The organism is Streptomyces sp. NPDC002754 (assembly GCF_053592315.1).
In genome coordinates this window covers 304,993-324,061 of sequence record NZ_JBSFVM010000004.1, presented here as the reverse complement: position 1 = coordinate 324,061, position 19,069 = coordinate 304,993, and the positions used below count along the sequence as shown (strand labels likewise).

The following is a 19,069-nucleotide window of genomic DNA, read 5'->3' as shown; positions in this document are numbered from 1 at the left end:
TCAAGCGTAATGGTCGTCGGAGCGGACCGGTCCGCCGCGCAGCGGCATCGCCGCCGCGACTTCAAGGCGGACCTGTCCGCGCAGCTCCATGAAATGGCCCAGCGGGTCGTCCGTGAGCCGGTCCCAGGGGAACGATGTCGCGTACGGGCCGATGAGCCGCAGCTGGTCGAGAGCGTCCTCCCAGCGTCCGAGTTCGACCAGTACGCAGGTCAGCAGGTTGCGCACCTCGGCGGGCCAGGGATCCGCGGGCTCGTACGAGCGGGAGAGCTTCGCGGCGAGGTCGGCGGCGGCGTCGAGGCGGGCGTGGGGGATGCCGGTGTGCGGGGCGCCGGAGGTCAGATAGGCGAGGGCCGCGCGGGCCGGGAGCGCCTGGAGGAGCGAGCCCGGCAGGGCGTCCTGCGCGGCGCGCTCCGCGAAGTCGAAGCACTCCTTGTGCGAGCCGTACCAGGCGGCCGACAGATAGCGCAGGGCCGCGACGTGGCAGCCGTAGTGGTGCGGGGAGCGGCGCACCGCCCGCGCCCACAGCTGCTCGAACTCGGTGTGCGGGGCGTTGGTGCCGCGGGCGTGGTCGAGGGCGATGCGCCAGGGGACCGGGTCGCGGGGGTCGGACTCGGCCGCGGCGAGGATCAGCGGGGTGACCTCGCGCAGCAGCTCGGCGTGGGCGGGCGCGGCGAGGGCGCGGGTGACGGCGAGTTCGGCCTTGACCAGGAGCAGGTCGGGGTCGTGCGGCGAGGCCTCCTGCCAGGCCTCGAACCACTCCGGGCGGGCGGCGGCGAACGCGGCGAGGCGTTGCACTGCGCGGTCCCGGTTCTCCCACTCGGCGGCGTCGCGGGTCAGGGCGAGGGCCTTCGCGGCGGGGCCGTGGTCGCCGCGGCCCGCGGCCACGAGGGCGGGGGCGAGGCGGTCGTCCGGGGCGTCGAGCAGCAGCTCCTCGTCCGGGGGGAGGCCGAGGCCCAGGGCGGAGGTGTGGCGGAGCATGCGGGTGGTGCGGATCAGAGCGCGCAGGAATGGCACGGTGGGATGACGGTCGGGGCGGCCGGAAGGTTGCACGGGCTGCGCCGCTCTTTGCCGTGTCGTGGCCTGAGCCGCCGTGATCGGTGCGCGGCACCGGGGCTTCGGGGCTCTGCCCCGGACCCCGCGCCTCAAACGCCGGCGGGGCTGGAAATACCAATCGCCGGTGGGGCTTGATCTATCAAGCCTCGCCGGCGATTGAGGCGATCTTTCAAGCCCCTGCGGCGTTTGAGCAGCGGGGTCCGGGGCGGAGCCCCGTGGCCGGGGGACGGTCGACCGTTAGTTCCTGCGGAGCAGGCGTGTTGCGCCCGCCGCCACCGTCGTGGCCAGGGTCCAGCCCAGGAGGACCAGGATCGCGGAGGCCCACTGCCAGGTTCCGCTGAGTTGCCAGCTCGCGGCCTGGCCGAGGTCGATGACGGGGAGGAGCAGGTCCAGGGTGAAGAGGGCCGGGTCCCAGACCGGGCCCTCGCCGGGCTTGATGCGCGGGTGCGGGGCCTGGGAGAAGACGACCGCGCTGAGCGCCCAGAGGACCGCCATCCACAGCGCGGCCCGCCCCGGCCGGTACCCGTACGCCACCGTCCAGTCCTGGACGTAGCCCCACACCTTCGCCGCGATCGGCAGCGTCTCGCGCCGCCTGCGCTGCTTGGCGAGCAGCACCTCGCGCGCGTCGGAGTCCTCGCCGCTGCCCCGCAGCACCGTCGCCAGACACTCGTACGGCTCCGGGCTGTACTCGGGTGTCGCGGCGGCGAGCCAGTCGAGGCGGCGGGCGAGGGGGAAGGAGCCGGACGGGATGAGGTTCTCGTACTGGAAACCGCCGAGGCGGAGCTGGCCGGGACCCGGCCAGCTGGTCGACCTGTCGACCAGGTTCGTCGTCCGCGCGCCCGACAGCACGATCCGCCCGCGCTCCGGCTTGTCGCAGAGGAAGCGCAGCTCCGGGGTCTGGATGCGGCGCATCGAGACCTCCTGCTCGTTCTCCATCGTGAAGTGCGCCGAGTCCAGGTCGACCGCGTCGCCGAACCGGCCGTCGTCGAGCCGCACCCCGCCCACGCATTCGAAGCGCTGCACGCGGGTGCCGCGGGCGGGCGTCCCGCCGCCGTTCTGGAGCGGGCCGCCGAGCGCGGCCGGGCCGAGGTACAGCGTCCGCTCGACCGACATCTGCGGAGCGTTCAGGGCGCGGCGGCCCTGCGTATGGCTCAGCCGGGCGCCCCGCAGCGACAGCGAGACGCCCACCGTCGCGCCGCGCAGGCTCAGCTCGCCGTGCGTCTCCAGCAGTTCGGCCTGGAGGTCCTGGCCGACCGTGAGCCCGTCCGCCATGATCGACTTTCCGCGCCGGTCGCTGAACACGACGGCCTGGTTGAGCAGCAGGTCCGTGCCGATGTGCGCGTCCGTGAGCCGGACCCCGTTGTGGAAGCGGCAGCGGGCGAGGTGCAGATCGCCCTCCGTGTGGATGCGCGCGCCCTCCAGGCGGGGCACCGAGCAGTCGATGAGCCGCACCGTCGTGAAGTGCGCCTCCGGGAGGAGCACCTCCTTCTCGAAGCGGCAGCCCTTCATCTCCACGTACGGGACGACGTTGCCGCCCGCGAGATCGAACACATCCGTGATCTGTACGCCCTGGAGCTTGAGCGAGGAGACCCGGCCGTCGAGGGCCGGCGGGCCCGCCAGCAGCAGCCACGCCACGATGCGCGCCCGCACGCTGCGCTCCGGCCCCCAGGGGTGGCCGCCGTGCGGATCGTCCCGCGCGCCGTCCCCTGAGCGCAGGTCGTAGACGCTTCCGTTGCGGAACGCCTGCCACATCCCGACCTCAGTGGCGGTCAGCTCGTCCGGCACGTCCCCGTTGCCGTTGCCGGTCGTACCCTCGACCACGCCTGCTCTGCCTCCCCCGTGCGACCGCTGGTTCGTACAACCGGTCATGCCCGCTGTGTGACCGTCTGAACGCCGGTGGTCAGGTCGCCTGCCGCGATATCAGCCACTGATACGGGGCGCCGAGCGTAAACCCGCATCTGAGAGAATTGTTCTGTGATCTCTCGAATCGATCTGCGCGGCGCCGCCCTCCCCGAGGGCCAGGCCCTGCGCTCGCTGCTGCCCCGAGCCGACTTCGACGTTTCGGCCGCCCTGGAGAAGGTGCGTCCGATCTGCGAGGACGTGCATCATCGTGGCGACGCGGCGCTGATCGAGTACGGGGAGAAATTCGACGGAGTGAAGCTGGAAGCCGTACGGGTTCCTGCCGAGGCCATCGACAAGGCGCTCGCCGATCTCGACCCTGCCGTGCGCGCCGCCCTGGAGGAGTCCATCCGCCGGGCCCGCACCGTCCACCGCGAGCAGCGCCGGAGCAGCCACACGACGCAGGTCGCGCCGGGCGGTTCCGTCACCGAGAAGTGGGTGCCGGTCGAGCGCGTCGGCCTGTACGCGCCGGGGGGCCGGTCCGTCTACCCCTCGTCCGTGATCATGAACGCGGTGCCGGCGCAGGAGGCGGGCGTCGAGTCCGTCGCGCTGGCCTCGCCTCCGCAGAAGGACTTCGGCGGCCTGCCGCACCCCACGATCCTCGCCGCGTGCGCGCTGCTCGGCGTCGACGAGGTGTACGCGGTCGGCGGCGCCCAGGCCGTCGCCATGTACGCGTACGGCACCGAGTCCTGCGCCGCGGCGAACATGGTGACCGGACCCGGCAACGTCTGGGTGGCCGCCGCCAAGCGCTACTTCACGGGCCGCATCGGCATCGACGCCGAGGCGGGCCCCACCGAGATCGCGGTCCTGGCCGACGCGACGGCCGACCCGGTGCACGTCGCCTCCGACCTGATCAGCCAGGCCGAGCACGACCCGCTGGCCGCGGCTGTGCTCGTCACCGACTCCGAGGAGCTGGCCGCCGCCGTCGAGCGGGAGCTGGAGCCGCAGGTCGCCGCCTCCAAGCACGTCGAGGACCGGATCGTGCCCGCCCTCAAGGGGCAGCAGTCCGCGATCGTCCTCGTCGACTCGCTGGACGACGGCCTCAAGGTCGTCGACGCGTACGGGGCCGAGCACCTGGAGATCCAGACCGCAGACGCCTCCGCCGTGGCCCAGCGCGTCAAGAACGCGGGCGCGATCTTCGTCGGCCCGTGGGCGCCCGTCTCCCTCGGTGACTACGCGGCCGGGTCCAACCACGTGCTGCCGACGGGCGGCTGTGCCTGCCACTCGTCCGGCCTGTCCGTCCAGTCGTTCCTGCGCGGCATCCACATCGTCGACTACACGAAGGACGCCCTCGCCGAGGTCGCGTCCACCGTGGTGACGCTCGCCGACGCAGAGGACCTGCCGGCGCACGGCGCAGCGATCAAGGCCCGTTTCGGGTGGAAGGTGCCGCAGAGCAAGTGAGCGAGCGAGTGACCAGGATCGACGACCTTCCCGTACGCGAGGAACTGCGCGGCAAGTCCCCTTACGGGGCGCCCCAGTTGGACGTCGCCGTACGCCTCAACACGAACGAGAACCCGTACCCGCTGCCCGAGCCCCTCGTGCGGCGGATCGCCGAGCGCGTCGCCGACGAGGCCCGGCACCTCAACCGCTACCCGGACCGGGACGCGGTCGAGTTGCGCACGGAGCTCGCCGCGTACCTGACCCGTACGACCGGCCACGAGGTCACGTACGAGCAGGTGTGGGCGGCCAACGGGTCGAACGAGGTGCTCCAGCAGCTCCTCCAGGCCTTCGGCGGCCCCGGCCGGCTCGCGCTCGGCTTCGAGCCCTCGTACTCGATGCACCCGCTGCTCGCCCGCGGCACCAACACCGGCTGGGTGAGCGCCCCGCGGTGCGAGGACTACTCCCTCGATGTACCGGCCGCCGTCGAGGCGATCCGGACGCACAAGCCGCACGTCGTTTTCATCACCAGCCCCAACAACCCCACCGGCAACGCGGTCGCGGCCGAGGACGTCCTCGCGCTGTACGAGGCCGCCGGGCGGGACGCGATGGTGATCGTCGACGAGGCGTACACCGAGTTCAGCCACGGCACCTCGCTGCTGTCGCTCATCGAGGGCCGCCCGAACCTCGTCGTCTCGCGGACGATGTCCAAGGCCTTCGGCGCGGCCGGGCTGCGGCTCGGCTACCTCGCCGCCGACCCGGCCGTGGTCGACGCCGTCCAACTGGTGCGGCTGCCCTACCACTTGTCGGCCGTGAACCAGGCGACGGCGCTCGCCGCCCTGGAGTACACCGACACACTGCTCCAGTATGTGGAGCAGCTGAAGGCCGAACGCGACCGTGTCGTCGGCGAGTTGGAGGGGCTCGGCTTCGATGTCACCGTCGCCGACGCCAACTTCATCCAGTTCGGCGTCTTCGCGGACCCGCACGCCGTGTGGCAGTTCATCCTCGACCGCGGCGTCCTCATCCGTGACAACGGAGTCCCGGGGCGCCTGCGGGTGACCGTCGGCACCCCCGAAGAGAACGACGCGTTCCTGGACGCGGCACGCGAAGTGAAAAAGGACCGAATGAACAGTCAGGAGCGGGGCGCATGAGCCGCGTAGGACGCGTAGAGCGCACGACCAAGGAGACCTCGGTCCTCGTCGAGATCGACCTCGACGGCACCGGAAAGGTCGATGTGGCGACCGGGGTCGGCTTCTACGACCACATGCTCGACCAGCTCGGCAAGCACGGCCTTTTCGACCTCACGGTGAAGACCGAGGGCGATCTGCACATCGACTCGCACCACACCATCGAGGACTCCGCCCTCGCGCTCGGCGCCGCCTTCAAGCAGGCGCTCGGCGACAAGATCGGCATCTACCGGTTCGGCAACTGCACGGTCCCGCTGGACGAGTCCCTTGCACAGGTGACCGTCGACCTGTCGGGCCGCCCGTACCTCGTGCACACCGAGCCCGAGAAGATGGCGCCGATGATCGGCGAGTACGACACGACGATGACCCGGCACATCCTGGAGTCCTTCGTCGCGCAGGCCCAGATCGCGCTGCACGTCCACGTCCCGTACGGGCGCAACGCGCACCACATCGTGGAGTGCCAGTTCAAGGCCCTCGCGCGCGCCCTGCGCTACGCGAGCGAGATCGACCCGCGCGCGGCCGCCGCCGGCATCCTCCCGTCCACGAAGGGCGCGCTGTGAGCGGCCTGTCGGCAGTACTGATCTTCGTCGGCCTCTTCCTCGCCGGCGGTGCCTGGTCCTTCTGGAAGCAGAAGCTGCCCAAGGGGCTCGTGGTGCTGATGGGGATCGGTGCCGCGATGTGCCTCGTCGCCGGAGTCCTGCGGTTGGAGTGGCTCTACTGATGTCGGCCGACAAGAGCAAGAGTGTCGTCGTCTTCGACTACGGCTTCGGCAACGTGCGCTCCGCCGAGCGCGCCCTCGCCCGCGCGGGCGCCGACGTCGAGATCACCCGCGACTTCGACAGGGCCATGAACGCGGACGGGCTGCTCGTGCCCGGCGTCGGCGCGTTCGCCTCCTGCATGCAGGGCCTCAAGGACGCGCGCGGCGACTGGATCGTCGGCCGCCGTCTCGCCGGGGGCCGTCCCGTGATGGGCATCTGCGTCGGCATGCAGATCCTGTTCGCGCGCGGCATCGAGCACGGTGTGGAGGCCGAGGGCCTCGACGAGTGGCCCGGCGTCGTCGAGCCGCTCAAGGCCGATGTCGTCCCGCACATGGGCTGGAACACCGTGGACGCCCCGCAGGGCTCCCAGCTGTTCGCGGGCGTCGACACCGACGAGCGGTACTACTTCGTGCACTCGTACGCCGTGCAGAACTGGGAGCTCGAAGTCCACAACCCTTCCATGCGTGCGCCCAAGGTCACCTGGTCCACGCACGGCGGCCCGTTCGTCGCCGCCGTCGAGAACGGCGCGCTGTGGGCGACGCAGTTCCACCCCGAGAAGTCCGGCGACGCCGGAGCGCAGCTGCTGAAGAACTGGATCTCCGTACTGTGACCGTTTCCCCGAGTGCCCAGAGCAACAAGCTCGAACTCCTCCCCGCCGTCGACGTCCGCGACGGCCAGGCCGTCCGTCTCGTGCACGGCGAGTCCGGCAGCGAGACCTCCTACGGCTCCCCGCTGGAGGCTGCCCTCGCCTGGCAGCGCTCCGGCGCCGAGTGGCTGCACCTGGTCGACCTCGACGCCGCGTTCGGCACCGGCGACAACCGCGACCTGATCTCCGAGGTCGCGAGGGCCATGGACATCAAGGTGGAGCTGTCCGGCGGCATCCGCGACGACGACTCGCTCGCCGCCGCCCTCGCCACCGGCGCCACCCGCGTCAACATCGGCACCGCCGCCCTGGAGGACCCCGAGTGGGTCGCCAAGATCATCGCCGAGCACGGCGACAAGATCGCGGTCGGCCTCGACGTCCGCGGCACGACGCTGCGCGGCCGCGGCTGGACCCGCGACGGCGGCGACCTGTACGAGACCCTGGAGCGCCTCAACTCCGAGGGCTGCTCCCGGTACGTCGTCACGGACATCGCCAAGGACGGCACGCTCCAGGGCCCGAACCTGGAGCTGCTGCGCAACGTCTGCTCGGCGACGGACCGCCCCGTCGTGGCCTCCGGCGGCGTCTCGTCCCTCGACGATCTGCGCGAGATCGCGGCGCTCGTCCCGCTCGGCGTTGAGGGCTCCATCGTCGGCAAGGCGCTGTACGCCAAGGCGTTCACGCTGGAAGAGGCGCTGGAGGCGGTGTCCGCGACATGAGCCTCGCGGTACGCGTCATCCCCTGCCTCGACGTGGACAACGGCCGCGTCGTCAAGGGCGTCAACTTCCAGAACCTGCGCGACGCGGGCGACCCCGTCGAGATGGCGAAGGTCTACGACGCCGAGGGCGCCGACGAGTTGACCTTCCTGGACATCACCGCGTCCTCCGGCAACCGCGAGACCACGTACGACGTGGTGCGCCGCACCGCCGAGCAGGTCTTCATCCCGCTCACGGTCGGCGGCGGCGTGCGCACCGCCGAGGACGTGGACAAGCTGCTGCGCGCCGGTGCGGACAAGGTGGGGGTCAACACCGCCGCGATCGCCCGCCCGGACCTGATCCGCGAGATCGCCGAGCGCTTCGGCCGCCAGGTGCTCGTCCTGTCCGTGGACGCGCGCCGCACCCAGTCCGGCTCCTTCGAGGTCACGACGCACGGCGGGCGCAAGTCCGCGGGCATAGACGCCGTCGAATGGGCGCACCAGGCCGCCGAGTTGGGCGCGGGCGAGATCCTGCTCAACTCGATGGACGCCGACGGCACCAAGGACGGCTACGACATCGAGATGATCGAGGCCGTCCGCAAGCACGTGTCGGTGCCGGTGATCGCGTCGGGCGGCGCGGGCCGCCTCGACCACTTCCCGCCGGCCGTCGCCGCGGGCGCGGACGCGGTGCTCGCCGCCTCCGTCTTCCACTTCGGCGATCTGCGCATCGGCGAGGTCAAGGACACGCTGCGCGCGGCGGGGCACCCCGTCCGCTGAGGCGGAGTGCTCAACTGCCTTACGAGACCGGTGATTTCGCCGATGCGGACGCGGCGGTACCGGCGCCACCGTGGTCGCTGTCAGTGACCACGGCGGCGCCCTCGGGACGGGCTCCGCCCTTCCGAGAGGAACCCGTCATCGTGCAGCAGCACAGAAGTGCGGCGCCCCCCGTGCACGCCGGGCGAGCCGTGAGCACGTTCCGAACCCGCCTCATCCGTACGGGACTTGCCACCCTGCTGGCCCTCGGCGGCCTCGCCACCCAGCAGGCCCTGACCGCAGAGGCGGCCGAGAACCCCTACGAGCGCGGCCCCGCCCCGACCGTCTCCAGCATCGAGGCCTCGCGCGGCTCCTACGCCGTCTCGCAGGCCAACGTGTCCTCGCTGAGCGTGAGCGGCTTCGGCGGCGGCACCATCTACTATCCGACGTCGACGGCGGACGGCACGTTCGGCGCGGTCGCGATCTCGCCGGGCTACACGGCGTACCAGTCGTCCATCGCCTGGCTGGGCCCGCGGCTCGCCTCGCAGGGCTTCGTCGTCTTCACCATCGACACCAACACCACGCTCGACCAGCCGGACAGTCGCGGCAAGCAACTCCTTTCCGCGCTCGACTACTTGACGGAGAAGAGCTCGGTGCGCAGCCGCATCGACACGAGCCGGCTCGGCGTCATGGGCCACTCCATGGGCGGCGGCGGAACGCTGGAGGCGGCCAAGAGCCGGCCCTCGCTCCAGGCGGCGATCCCGCTCACCGGCTGGAACCTCGACAAGACCTGGCCCGAGGTCAAGACCCCGACGCTCGTCGTGGGCGCCGACGGTGACACGATCGCGCCGGTGGCCTCGCACTCCGAGCCGTTCTACCAGAGCCTTTCGGGCTCGCTGGACAAGGCGTACCTGGAGCTGCGCGGAGCCACGCACTTCACGCCGAACACGTCCAACACCACGATCGCGAAGTACAGCATTTCGTGGCTCAAGCGCTTCGTGGACAACGACACCCGGTACGAGCAGTTCCTCTGCCCGCTGCCGAGTTCGAGCCTGACGATCGCGGAGTACCGGGGCAACTGCCCGCACACGTCGTGACGTTCTGAGATCTGTGCGCCGCGACAGCGTACGCACGCGCCGGTTGGGTTCCTGCCCAACCGGCGCTGTGCGTGCGACGGTTCGCGACTAGCGTGCGGCAAGTGAGCGGAAGAACCGTCCTGTTGCTTGCCGCCGCCGCGTACGAGGCCGACCCCGAGGGGCCCGGTGTCGACGCGGGGCTCGTGCTGCGGGCGGCCGAGGCCGCCGGGCTCGGCGCGGACGCCCTGGACGCGGCCGAACGGGCGGGCCTGCGCCGCGGGCCCGACGGCCGTCTCCACCTCCCCGGCCGGCGTCGCCTGTACGGGGCCGTGCGGCCGGAACGGCGCAGAGCCGCACACCAGTTGCTCGCCGCCGCGGCGACGGGCTCGGCGGCGCTGCTGCACCGGCTGCTCGGCGCGGCCTACCCGGACCCGGAGCTCGGCGCGGAACTCGCCGCGGCGGAAGGCGCCTCGCACGGCGAACGCACCACGGCGCTCACCCACGCGGCACGGCTCGCGGACGACCCGATGGACCGCGCCGAGCGCCTGGTCGCGGCAGCGGACCACGCCCGCCTCGCGGGCCGCCCGCACCGGGCACGTGAACTCCTCGACGAGGTGGGCGACTTGGCGGGGCGGGGCGTCGTGTGGAGCTGCGCCGCGCCTGCCTCGGGTGCCGCGCGGGGGTGTGCCGCGCTGGTCCCGGATGCCGTGCGGGGCGGCGGCGCGCTGGTCACGGATTCCGTACGGAGTTGCGGCGCGCTTGAGGTGGGTGGTCTGCGAGGGCGGGTCGCTCTGGTTCGTGGTCTCCTCGCGTTGCGCGACGGGCCGGTGGCGGACGCCCGTGAGTCGCTGCTGCTGGCGGCTCACCTCTGTCCCGAACCGGTCTCCCTCGAAGCCCGCCTCGGCGCGGCGGAGGCCTCATGGGCCGTGGGCGACGCCGACGGGTATCTGCAGGCGGCAGGGCCGACCGGGGGCCCGTGGCGTGCCGGAGCCCTGGGCGGCGGCCGGGGGGTTGCGGAGGACGCCGCCCGCTCCGCCCGCGACTACCGGGACGGCATGGCCGCGTCGCTGGGGGAGCGGGCCGGGGTGGGGCGGGTCGCGTTGCGGCGGGTCGTGGCGCGGTCGGCAGGGGAGCGGGAGCCGGGTGCGCTGCTGCTGGCCGGGGCCGCCGCCCTGGTCGCCGGGGACGTCGACGCGGCGTGCCGCCTGGGCAGCCGTGCGCTCGCCGCCGCGCGGGACCGGGACGCGGGGGTCGAACTGCCGCGCGCCCTGGAGCTGTTGGCCTACGGTGAGCTGCGCTCCGGGCGGCACGCCCGCGCTCGCGTCCATGCCGAGGAGGGGGTGCGGGCCGCGCTCGTCGCGGGGCAGCGCAACGTGCTCGCGCACCAGCATGCCGTCCTTGCCCTCGTCGCCTCGCTCGACCGCGACATCGGCACCGTCGCCCGCCATGCCGCCGCCGCGCAGGACATCGCGGGCCTGCACGGTCTCGTACAGGCCGCGACCCTCGCGCAATGGGCCCTGGCCCGCGCCGATCTGGCGCGCGGCGACGCGGCGCGGGCCGCCGCCCGGCTCGGCCCGCTCGTCGGACCCGGGCCCCGTCGCGGTCACTTCGCCGTGCGGATGCTCGCCGTCCCGTGCCTGGTGGAAGCCGCCGTCCTCGCGGGGGAGCCGGACGGGGCGCGGGTCGCGGTCGAGGAGTTCTCGGTGTGGGCCGAGCGCGGCTACGACCCGCTCGGTCCGGCCCAACTGGCGCGCTGCCAAGCCCTGTTGGCGTGGAGAGACCCTGCCACCGCCGAGCCCCGCTTCGACGAGGCCCTCGACCGCCACGAGCACGCGGGCGGCGACTTCGAACGGGCCCGCACCCTCGCCCTCTACGGCAAGTGGCTGCGCCGCACCCGACGCCCGGCGCGTGCCCGTACGTTGCTGCGCGATGCCCTCGTGGCCTTCGAGCGGTGCGGGGCCTCGGTCTGGGTCGGGCAGGTGGCGGCCGAGCTGCGGGCCACGGGCGAGTCGCCGGATGACGTCGAACCTCCGGGCAGACTTGCGGAGTTGACGCCGCAGCAGTTGCGGATCGCCCGCTGCGTCGCGACGGGTGACACCAACCGCGAGGTCGCCCGCCGGCTCTCGGTGAGCCCCCGCACGGTGGACCACCACCTGCGCAACGTCTTCGACCGGCTGGGTGTCCGCTCCCGCGTCGAACTGACCCGACTGGTGGACCGCACGGAGGCGGCGGGACGCCCCTGAATGCCCCACCCCACCCCTTCCCGAAAGTCCTGCCGGACGGGCCTGCTCAATCGCCGCAGGGGCTTGATGGATCAAGCGGAGCCCCGTGGCGTGAGGGGGTACACCTGCACGTTTGTCGCTAGGGCTGGAGACCGACCAGACGGTATGTCATTCTGCGGACTCGTGAGCCGAGCCGTGGAGGACCGCCATGCCCGCGCATCTCGTACGTCCCCGACCCCCCGCACGGGCCGGCGCCGGTTCGGACGCGGTCGCCGTCCTGCGCCGCGCCGCACGACCGCTCCTCGGCCAACTGCCCACGCTCACCGACCGGTTGGCGGCGCAGCTGTACGAGCAGGAGCCGGTCTACCGCGCCGTCCTCGACACCGACCCCGGCGACGTACGCGCGGAGATCCAGCGTTCGCTGCGGCACAGCGTCGCCTCGCTGCTCGACCCCGCGCGCAACCGGGACGCCGCCCGCGTCTGCTCCGCCCGGATCGGCGCCGCCCGCGCCGCCCGCGGGTTTCCGCTCGACGCCGTGTCGCACGCCTTCCGGCTCGGCGGCGCCCTGGTCTGGCAGGCGCTCGTCGACGAGGTGACCCTGCGTCATCCCGAGGACGCGCACCTGCTCGTCCATCTCGCCGTCGACGTGTGGAATTACGTCGACGAGCACTGTGCGCACGTCGCCGCGTCCTACCGCCGCGCCGAGCGCGAACTCACCTGGCGGCGCGAGAACCGGCGCAGAATCATGGCCGCGGCCCTCCTCGACGGCGCGATCCGCATCGCCGACCTGCCGGACGCCGCCACCGCGCTCGACCTGCCGGAAAGCGGCCGGTACGCGGTGCTCACCGCCGCCGGCGGCAGCCGGGGCGCGCCGCGGCCCACCCTGCCGGGTGCCGTACGGGCCGTGTGGCACACCGCCGCCGAGGCCGACCGCGCCATCGTCGACCTCGGGGGCCTTGACGCGCCTGACATGCCTCAACTCGCCGCCGTGCTACGGGAGTTCTGTCACCGCAGACCCGGCCTGCGCGTCGGCATCAGCCCCGCCGTCGAAGGGCTCGCCGCCGTGGGCGGCGCCCGGCGGCTCGCCGAGACCGCGCTGCGCATCTGCCCGGAGGGCGGCGGCACCGTACTCCTGGACGAGCAACTGCCCGCCGCGCTCGTCGCCGCCGCGCCCGCGCTCGGCCGGATCCTCGCCGACCGTGTGCTCGGCCCACTGCTCGCCCTGCCGCCGGCCGACCGGACCCTGCTGCTCGACACCCTGACGGCCTGGCTGGACTGCGACGGCTCGGCGCAGCGCGCCGCCACCCGCCTCTACTGCCACCGCAACACCGTCCTGAACCGGCTGCGCCGCTGCGAACAGCTCACGGGCCGCAGCCTCGCCCGCCCCGCCGACCTGGTGGAACTGGGCCTCGCCCTCAGCGCGCACCGGCTTCAGGCGCAGGCGGTCAGAGCCCCAGCGCCTTCGTCTCGGTGAGCCGGTCGACCGCCGACTTCTCGCCGTCCATCTCCACGTCCGCCGCCTCCTGCCGGCCGAACACGAACATCACCAGCTCCGAGGGCGCACCCGTCACCGTGACCACGGGAGCGCCGCGGTGGGCCACCGCCGTCTGGCCGTCGGGGCGGCGCAGCACCAGGCCGACGGGCGCCTTGCGGCCCATCACCCGCGCCATCCGCTCCAGGCGCGACCACAGGACGTCGGCGAAGACCGGATCGAGCTCGCGCGGCGTCCAGTCGGGCTGCGCACGGCGTACGTCCTCGGTGTGGACGTAGAACTCGATCGCGTTCGACGCCTCGTCGATCTGCTTCAGCGAGAACGGCGAGAAGCGCGGCGGCCCGGTGCGGATCAGCTGGATCAGCTCTTCGTACGGCTTCTCCGCGAACTCGGCCTGCACCCGTTCCAGGCGCGACGCGAGCTGTTTGACGAGGAGGCCGCCCGCGGCGTCCGGGCGGCGCTCGCGCACCACCACGTGCGCCGCGAGGTCCCGGGCGTTCCAGCCCTCACACAGGGTGGGGGCGTCGGGGCCCGACGCCTCCAACAGATCGGCTAGCAGAAGTCGTTCACGCTTGGCATGGGTCGACATGCCGCCAGCCTACGACCGGCCGTGCCACACCGGACAGTGGACGTCCGGCTCGGCGCGGCACAATGGTCCGTATGACCAGCGCGCCGGAACCCATCAGCAGCCTCGACCCGGCCATCGCCGCCCGCCTCAAGCGCAGCGCCGACGGCCTGATCCCCGCCATCGCCCAGCAGTACGACACCGGCGAGGTGCTCATGCTCGGCTGGATGGACGACGAGGCGCTGCACCGCACCCTGACCACGGGACGCTGCACGTACTGGTCGCGCAGCCGCCAGGAGTACTGGGTCAAGGGCGACACCTCCGGTCACTTCCAGCACGTGAAGTCGGTCGCCCTCGACTGCGACGCCGACACCGTGCTCGTGAAGGTCGACCAGGTGGGCGCCGCCTGCCACACCGGAGCCCGCACCTGCTTCGACCGCGACGAACTGCCGATCAGCGACAGCGCAGCGTGATCTCCTGACCGTCCCGGAAGACGATCCGGGCCGGGTCCCCGGCCACCGGGGCGCCGTCGACCTCGGCGCGGCACGTGGGACGCACGCCCCACTCCGTGAGGAACTGGCCGAGCGTGAAGTCCCGCCACTGGGCCGACTCCACGTGCACGGTGCCGCTGGTGTCGTGCGTGTGCAGCGGGCTGTACCGGGGCTTCGCGCCGGAGCGGTCGATGCCGATGTCGGCGGGCACGGTCACCTGGCGACCGCCCGCGTACACGGTCAGGTGCGGGTGGATGTGCATGGTCAGCTTCTCGGAGTCGAGCATCTTCAGGCCCGCGGCCTCGACCCGCGCCTCGACGTCTCGGGGAGCGGGCGCGGCCCAGTCACCGGAGGCGGAAGCAGGGACGGGCGCGGCGCCGGTCAGCGCGGTCACGGCGACGGCGGCGAGGGCGATCCCGGACAGGGCGCTCGCGATGCGGGGGTTTCGGTGGCTCTTGTTCTTCGTCACCGCTCCCTTCTAGCGGGACGCCGTCCACCCCTCGACCAGGCGCGCGGGGCGTCCCCCCGACGGAAGTAGGCTCCTGCCATGGACCTCGAGACCTTCCGCAAGCTCGCGACCGACCGCCGAGTGATCCCCGTCAGCCGCAAGCTCCTCGCGGACGGTGACACGCCCGTCGGTCTGTACCGCAAGCTGGCCGCCGAGCGGCCCGGCACGTTCCTCCTGGAGTCCGCGGAGAACGGCCGCTCCTGGTCCCGGTACTCGTTCGTCGGCGTACGCTCCGCCGGGACGCTCACCGAGCGCGACGGACAGGCGCACTGGCTGGGTACACCGCCCGTCGGTGTCCCCGTCGACGGCGACCCCCTCGCCGCCCTGCGCGCCACCGTCCAGACACTGCACACGCCCCGCTACGAGGGCCTGCCCCCGTTCACCGGCGGCATGGTCGGCTACCTCGGCTACGACATCGTGCGCCGCCTCGAGAAGGTCGGCCCGGGGGAGCGCGACGACCTCAAGCTCCCCGAGCTGACGATGCTGCTCACCAGCGACCTCGCCGTGCTCGACCACTGGGACGGGTCGGTCCTGCTGATCGCCAACGCGATCAACCACAACGACCTGGAGACCGGCGTCGACGAGGCGTACGCCGACGCCGTCGCCCGCCTCGACGCCATGGAGGCCGACCTCGCGAAGCCGGTCGAGAGCGCGCCCGTGGCCCTCCCGCCGTCCGAGGTCCCCGAATTCAGCGCGCTCTGGGGCGGCAAGCAGTACCAGGACGCCGTCGAGGACATCAAGGAGCGGATCAGGGCGGGCGAGGCCTTCCAGGTCGTACCGTCCCAGCGCTTCGAAACCCCTTGCACCGCAAGCGCGTTGGACGTGTACCGGGTCCTGCGGGCGACCAACCCCTCCCCGTACATGTACCTGTTCCGCTTCGACGGGTTCGACGTCGTCGGCTCCTCGCCCGAGGCGCTCGTCAAGGTCGAGGACGGGCGCGCCATGGTGCACCCGATCGCCGGGACCCGGCCGCGCGGCGCGACCCCGCAGGAGGACCACGACCTCGCCGAGGAACTGCTCGGCGACCCCAAGGAGCGGGCCGAGCACCTGATGCTCGTCGACCTCGGGCGCAACGACCTGGGGCGGGTCTGCGAGCCCGGCTCCGTCGAGGTCGTCGACTTCATGTCCATCGAGAAGTACAGCCACGTCATGCACATCGTGTCGACGGTGACGGGGCAGGTCCGCGAGGAGCACACCGCCTTCGACGTGCTGACCTCCTGCTTCCCCGCCGGCACCCTGTCCGGCGCCCCCAAGCCGCGCGCGCTCCAGATCATCGACGAGCTGGAGCCGTCACGCCGCGGCGTCTACGGCGGCTGCGTCGGCTACCTCGACTTCGCGGGCGACTCCGACACGGCCATCGCCATCCGCACCGCGCTGCTGCGCGAGGGCACCGCGTACGTGCAGGCGGGCGCGGGTGTCGTCGCCGACTCCGACCCGGTCGCCGAGGACACCGAGTGCCGCAACAAGGCGGCGGCGGTGCTGCGCGCCGTGCACACCGCGAACCGGATGTGAGGCACAACGCCCTGTGACGTGACGCACGACTCCGCGCCCCGGCTCACCTAAACCCGTACAGACAGGCGATAGTGGAGTACGTGACTGCTGTACCGCACCCCCGAACCGATGCCGCCGAGCCGGCCGAGTCGGCCGCTTCCTCGTCGAACGGCCGGCGCAGCCTTGCCGTCGCCCTGCTCTGCGGAGCCGCGGGAGCCGCGATCGCGCTGCTCGCCTCCCGGCAGGAGTGGTGCTCGGGCGTCGCCGCCGTCGCCGGCGGCAAGCTGCCGCTGACGGCCAAGGGCAGCGACGTCACGGGCGTCCCCGCTGCCCTCGCCATCGTGGGCCTCGCGGCGCTCGTCGCCGTGTTCGCGGTCCGCAAGGTCGGCCGCGTCCTGGTCGCCCTGCTGCTCGCGCTCAGCGGCGCGGGAGCCGTCGCCGCCGCCGTGCTCGGGGCGCGCGACAGCGCCGCGCTCGACGAGAAGGCGGCGCAGGCCGCGGGGGACGCCTCCGCCACCATCCACGCGCTGAGCAGCACCGCGTGGCCGTACGTCTCGGCGGTCGGCGGCGCACTCATCCTGATCGCCGGGATCCTCGCCGTGATCTACGGCGCGGCCTGGCCCTCGATGGGCGGCCGCTACGAGCGCTCCGGCGCTCCGCGTTCGCGCCGCGCCAAGGCCGTGGACCCGGAGCGCCCCGAGGAGCTCTGGAAGGCCCTCGACCGCGGCGAGGACCCGACCGGCGCCTAGGGCCCTGTCGTTTGGATCAGGACGGGCGTCCCGACCCCGCGTGCCGAGCATGCGTGCGAGTACGGGACAATAGATAGGAACGTCGTACGTCATGCGTACGCATAGGCCATAAGCAACGAGGAGCAAGCCATGGCGGACAGCAGCCACGGACACACCCCGGCCGCCTGGACCGGTGTCATCATCGCCTTCATCGGTTTCTGTGTCGCTGGCACCTTCATGGTGATGAGCAACGTCGCCGGTTTCTGGGTCGGCATGGCCCTGCTGGCGCTCGCCGCGGTCGTCGGCGGCGTGATGAGCGCCATGGGCATGGGCAAGCCGAAGCGTGCCGAGCTGCAGCTCAAGTCCGCCGGCGCGGCGCAGCCCGCGGGCTCAGGAGCCTGAGTTCTCCCACATACCCGCGGAAGGGGTGGAGCGGCCGACCGACCGGCCGCCCTGCCCCTTTCGCGTTTCCCGGGGAGCGGTCGCCGCCCCGCGGATGCAGAATTCACGGGTGACCGTGGAGACGACCGACACCGACACCGATCCCGACCTCGACGCCGCCCCCGCCCGCTTCGGCGCCCTGCGCCGGCTGGCCGTCCCGCTCGGTGTGCTCGGCGGTGTCGCCCTCGCCTTCGCCTATGTGGGCGCCGTCGACCCCAATGAGCCCGGCCACTACCCGGCCTGCCCGCTCCTCCGGCTCACCGGCGTCTACTGCCCCGGCTGCGGCGGACTGCGCAGCGCGCACGCGATCGCGCACGGGGACCTCACGGGCGCGCTCGGCGCCAATGCCCTCGCCGTCGTCGGCTACGCGCTGTTCGCCGTGGTGTGGACGGTGTGGGCGGTACGGGCGGCCCGCGGCAGGCCCGTGAGCCTCGCGCTCGGCCGCGTACAGCTGTGGGTCGTCGGCGGGATCGTGCTCGCCTTCACCGTTGTCCGGAACCTGCCGTTCGGTGGCTTCCTAAGCCCTTGATCAATAGTGTTTGTCCAGGTAGTGGGACCGGTGTCAACCGGATGCGGGACCTTCGCCCTTCGACGGATACCATTCACAAAGACCAGATGAACGCCCAGGGGATGCCCGGAAAGGAGTCCGCTCGCGTGAGTGTGCTCGACGAGATCATCGACGGAGTCCGTGCCGACCTTGCGGAGCGGCAGGCGCGCGTCAGCCTCGACGAGCTCAAGGAGCGCGCGGAGCAGGCTCGCCCGGCCAAGGACGGGGTTGCCGCGCTCAAGGGCGACGGCGTCAAGGTGATCTGCGAGGTCAAGCGGTCCAGCCCCTCCAAGGGTGCGCTCGCCGCGATCGCCGACCCGGCCGCCCTCGCCGCCGACTACGAGGCGGGCGGCGCGGCCGTCATCTCCGTCCTCACCGAGCAGCGCCGCTTCGGCGGCTCGCTCGCCGACCTCGAGGCCGTCCGCGCCAAGGTCGACATCCCGATCCTGCGCAAGGACTTCATCGTCACGTCGTACCAGCTGTGGGAGGCCCGCGCGTACGGCGCCGACCTCGCGCTGCTGATCGTCGCGGCCCTGGAGCAGCCCGCTCTGGAGTCCCTCATCGAGCGCGCCGTGTCCATCGGCCTCACGCCGCTCGTCGAGGCGCACGACGAGGACGAGGTGGAGCGGGCGATCGACGCCGGGGCGAAGATCATCGGCATCAACACCCGCAACCTCAAGGACCTTTCGGTCGACCGCGGCACCTTCGAGCGCGTAGCCCCGGACATCCCGGACCACATCGTCAAGGTGGCCGAGTCCGGTGTGCGCGGCCCGCACGACCTGATCGCGTACGCCAACGCGGGCGCGGACGCCGTCCTCGTCGGCGAGTCCCTGGTGACCGGCCGCGACCCGAAGTCCGCTGTCGCCGACCTCGTCGCGGCAGGTGCCCACCCGGCCCTGCGCCACGGACGCTAAACTCACCGCCATGCCCATCGCCTCCCGCCTCGCCCCCGGCTGCCGCCCTCGCGGCTGCCGCGCGCCGGCGAGGCGTGTGCGCGGGCGCCGGGTCCGCTACCACATCGGTGCGGAACCGGGCCAGATCAACGGAATGCGATGGCAGGGCGCCCCTATAAGGGGCGCGGGGAACTGCGCAAAAAACGGGTAACCGCAAGGCGCGATTCCGCACGCCCCACGGCCTTTAGTGATCA

General features: G+C 72.5%; 21 protein-coding genes. 17 read left to right on the top strand and 4 right to left on the bottom strand.

The genetic code is table 11. The features are described from left to right. Both ACWD2L_RS13600 and ACWD2L_RS13595 read right to left on the bottom strand, forming a co-directional pair. Window positions 1–978, bottom strand: a complete 978-nt coding sequence (locus tag ACWD2L_RS13600) for a hypothetical protein (RefSeq protein ID WP_451189617.1) — start codon at window positions 976–978, stop codon at window positions 1–3. 312 nt (window positions 979–1,290) lie between these two features. After that, window positions 1,291–2,874 (bottom strand): oxidoreductase, encoded by a 1,584-nt coding sequence (locus tag ACWD2L_RS13595; RefSeq protein WP_351335218.1) that lies wholly within the window; start codon window positions 2,872–2,874, stop codon window positions 1,291–1,293. A 153-nt stretch (window positions 2,875–3,027) separates the two neighbouring features. On the opposite strand from ACWD2L_RS13595, the gene hisD reads away from it, so the two are divergent. From hisD to ACWD2L_RS13545, 10 genes are all read left to right on the top strand, one after another. Further along, window positions 3,028–4,353: a histidinol dehydrogenase gene (gene hisD, locus ACWD2L_RS13590; protein ID WP_351335216.1), complete on the top strand. Its 1,326-nt coding sequence runs from the start codon at window positions 3,028–3,030 to the stop codon at window positions 4,351–4,353. Between the two features lie 8 nt (window positions 4,354–4,361). Then, a complete protein-coding gene (locus ACWD2L_RS13585; RefSeq protein WP_451189614.1) occupies window positions 4,362–5,480 on the top strand; it encodes a histidinol-phosphate transaminase in 1,119 nt (372 codons plus the stop codon). After that, on the top strand, window positions 5,477–6,076 hold the full coding sequence (gene hisB, locus ACWD2L_RS13580; protein ID WP_351335212.1) for an imidazoleglycerol-phosphate dehydratase HisB: 600 nt from the start codon (window positions 5,477–5,479) through the stop codon (window positions 6,074–6,076). Before ACWD2L_RS13585 ends, hisB begins: the two co-directional genes overlap by 4 nt. Then, window positions 6,073–6,237 (top strand): hypothetical protein, encoded by a 165-nt coding sequence (locus tag ACWD2L_RS13575; RefSeq protein WP_351335210.1) that lies wholly within the window; start codon window positions 6,073–6,075, stop codon window positions 6,235–6,237. Before hisB ends, ACWD2L_RS13575 begins: the two co-directional genes overlap by 4 nt. Then, on the top strand, window positions 6,237–6,884 hold the full coding sequence (gene hisH / locus ACWD2L_RS13570) for an imidazole glycerol phosphate synthase subunit HisH (protein ID WP_351335207.1): 648 nt from the start codon (window positions 6,237–6,239) through the stop codon (window positions 6,882–6,884). Before ACWD2L_RS13575 ends, hisH begins: the two co-directional genes overlap by 1 nt. Then, window positions 6,881–7,633 carry a bifunctional 1-(5-phosphoribosyl)-5-((5-phosphoribosylamino)methylideneamino)imidazole-4-carboxamide isomerase/phosphoribosylanthranilate isomerase PriA gene (gene priA / locus ACWD2L_RS13565; protein WP_351335204.1) on the top strand — a complete coding sequence of 251 codons (753 nt, stop codon included), beginning with the start codon at window positions 6,881–6,883 and terminating at the stop codon, window positions 7,631–7,633. Before hisH ends, priA begins: the two co-directional genes overlap by 4 nt. Continuing rightward, the gene (gene hisF / locus ACWD2L_RS13560; protein ID WP_351335202.1) at window positions 7,630–8,385 is read left to right on the top strand and encodes an imidazole glycerol phosphate synthase subunit HisF; all 756 of its coding nucleotides are present in this window, start codon (window positions 7,630–7,632) and stop codon (window positions 8,383–8,385) included. The genes priA and hisF overlap by 4 nt, the downstream gene beginning before the upstream one ends. A gap of 188 nt (window positions 8,386–8,573) precedes the next feature. After that, on the top strand, window positions 8,574–9,458 hold the full coding sequence (bdeA, locus tag ACWD2L_RS13555; RefSeq protein ID WP_451189555.1) for a bis(hydroxyethyl) terephthalate hydrolase: 885 nt from the start codon (window positions 8,574–8,576) through the stop codon (window positions 9,456–9,458). A 101-nt stretch (window positions 9,459–9,559) separates the two neighbouring features. Continuing rightward, on the top strand, window positions 9,560–11,680 hold the full coding sequence (locus tag ACWD2L_RS13550; protein WP_351335199.1) for a helix-turn-helix transcriptional regulator: 2,121 nt from the start codon (window positions 9,560–9,562) through the stop codon (window positions 11,678–11,680). Window positions 11,681–11,867: 187 nt separating this feature from the next. Next, window positions 11,868–13,133: a PucR family transcriptional regulator gene (locus tag ACWD2L_RS13545; RefSeq protein ID WP_351335196.1), complete on the top strand. Its 1,266-nt coding sequence runs from the start codon at window positions 11,868–11,870 to the stop codon at window positions 13,131–13,133. Here the strand turns inward: ACWD2L_RS13545 and ACWD2L_RS13540 are convergent. Beyond that, window positions 13,105–13,740: a TIGR03085 family metal-binding protein gene (locus ACWD2L_RS13540; RefSeq protein WP_351335193.1), complete on the bottom strand. Its 636-nt coding sequence runs from the start codon at window positions 13,738–13,740 to the stop codon at window positions 13,105–13,107. The genes ACWD2L_RS13545 and ACWD2L_RS13540 overlap by 29 nt on opposite strands. A gap of 71 nt (window positions 13,741–13,811) precedes the next feature. On the opposite strand from ACWD2L_RS13540, the gene hisI reads away from it, so the two are divergent. Further along, entirely contained in the window at window positions 13,812–14,189 is a 378-nt protein-coding gene (gene hisI, locus ACWD2L_RS13535; RefSeq protein WP_351335190.1) for a phosphoribosyl-AMP cyclohydrolase, read from the top strand. Here the strand turns inward: hisI and ACWD2L_RS13530 are convergent. Continuing rightward, window positions 14,170–14,676, bottom strand: a complete 507-nt coding sequence (locus tag ACWD2L_RS13530; RefSeq protein WP_351335187.1) for a hypothetical protein — start codon at window positions 14,674–14,676, stop codon at window positions 14,170–14,172. The genes hisI and ACWD2L_RS13530 overlap by 20 nt on opposite strands. Before the next feature lie 78 nt (window positions 14,677–14,754). On the opposite strand from ACWD2L_RS13530, the gene ACWD2L_RS13525 reads away from it, so the two are divergent. The 6 genes from ACWD2L_RS13525 (at window position 14,755) to trpM (ending at window position 19,026) form a co-directional block, all read left to right on the top strand. Then, window positions 14,755–16,227, top strand: a complete 1,473-nt coding sequence (locus ACWD2L_RS13525; protein WP_351335185.1) for an anthranilate synthase component I — start codon at window positions 14,755–14,757, stop codon at window positions 16,225–16,227. A 71-nt stretch (window positions 16,228–16,298) separates the two neighbouring features. Further along, window positions 16,299–16,955: a TIGR02234 family membrane protein gene (locus ACWD2L_RS13520; protein WP_351335182.1), complete on the top strand. Its 657-nt coding sequence runs from the start codon at window positions 16,299–16,301 to the stop codon at window positions 16,953–16,955. A 129-nt stretch (window positions 16,956–17,084) separates the two neighbouring features. Further along, a complete protein-coding gene (locus ACWD2L_RS13515; RefSeq protein ID WP_351335179.1) occupies window positions 17,085–17,336 on the top strand; it encodes an HGxxPAAW family protein in 252 nt (83 codons plus the stop codon). 109 nt (window positions 17,337–17,445) lie between these two features. Continuing rightward, window positions 17,446–17,904, top strand: a complete 459-nt coding sequence (locus ACWD2L_RS13510; protein WP_451189550.1) for a DUF2752 domain-containing protein — start codon at window positions 17,446–17,448, stop codon at window positions 17,902–17,904. A 125-nt stretch (window positions 17,905–18,029) separates the two neighbouring features. Further along, window positions 18,030–18,836, top strand: coding sequence for an indole-3-glycerol phosphate synthase TrpC (gene trpC, locus ACWD2L_RS13505; RefSeq protein ID WP_351335176.1), 807 nt, complete (start codon window positions 18,030–18,032; stop codon window positions 18,834–18,836). Between the two features lie 10 nt (window positions 18,837–18,846). Next, window positions 18,847–19,026, top strand: a complete 180-nt coding sequence (gene trpM, locus ACWD2L_RS13500; RefSeq protein ID WP_426904125.1) for a tryptophan biosynthesis modulator TrpM — start codon at window positions 18,847–18,849, stop codon at window positions 19,024–19,026. Window positions 19,027–19,069 lie beyond the last annotated feature (43 nt).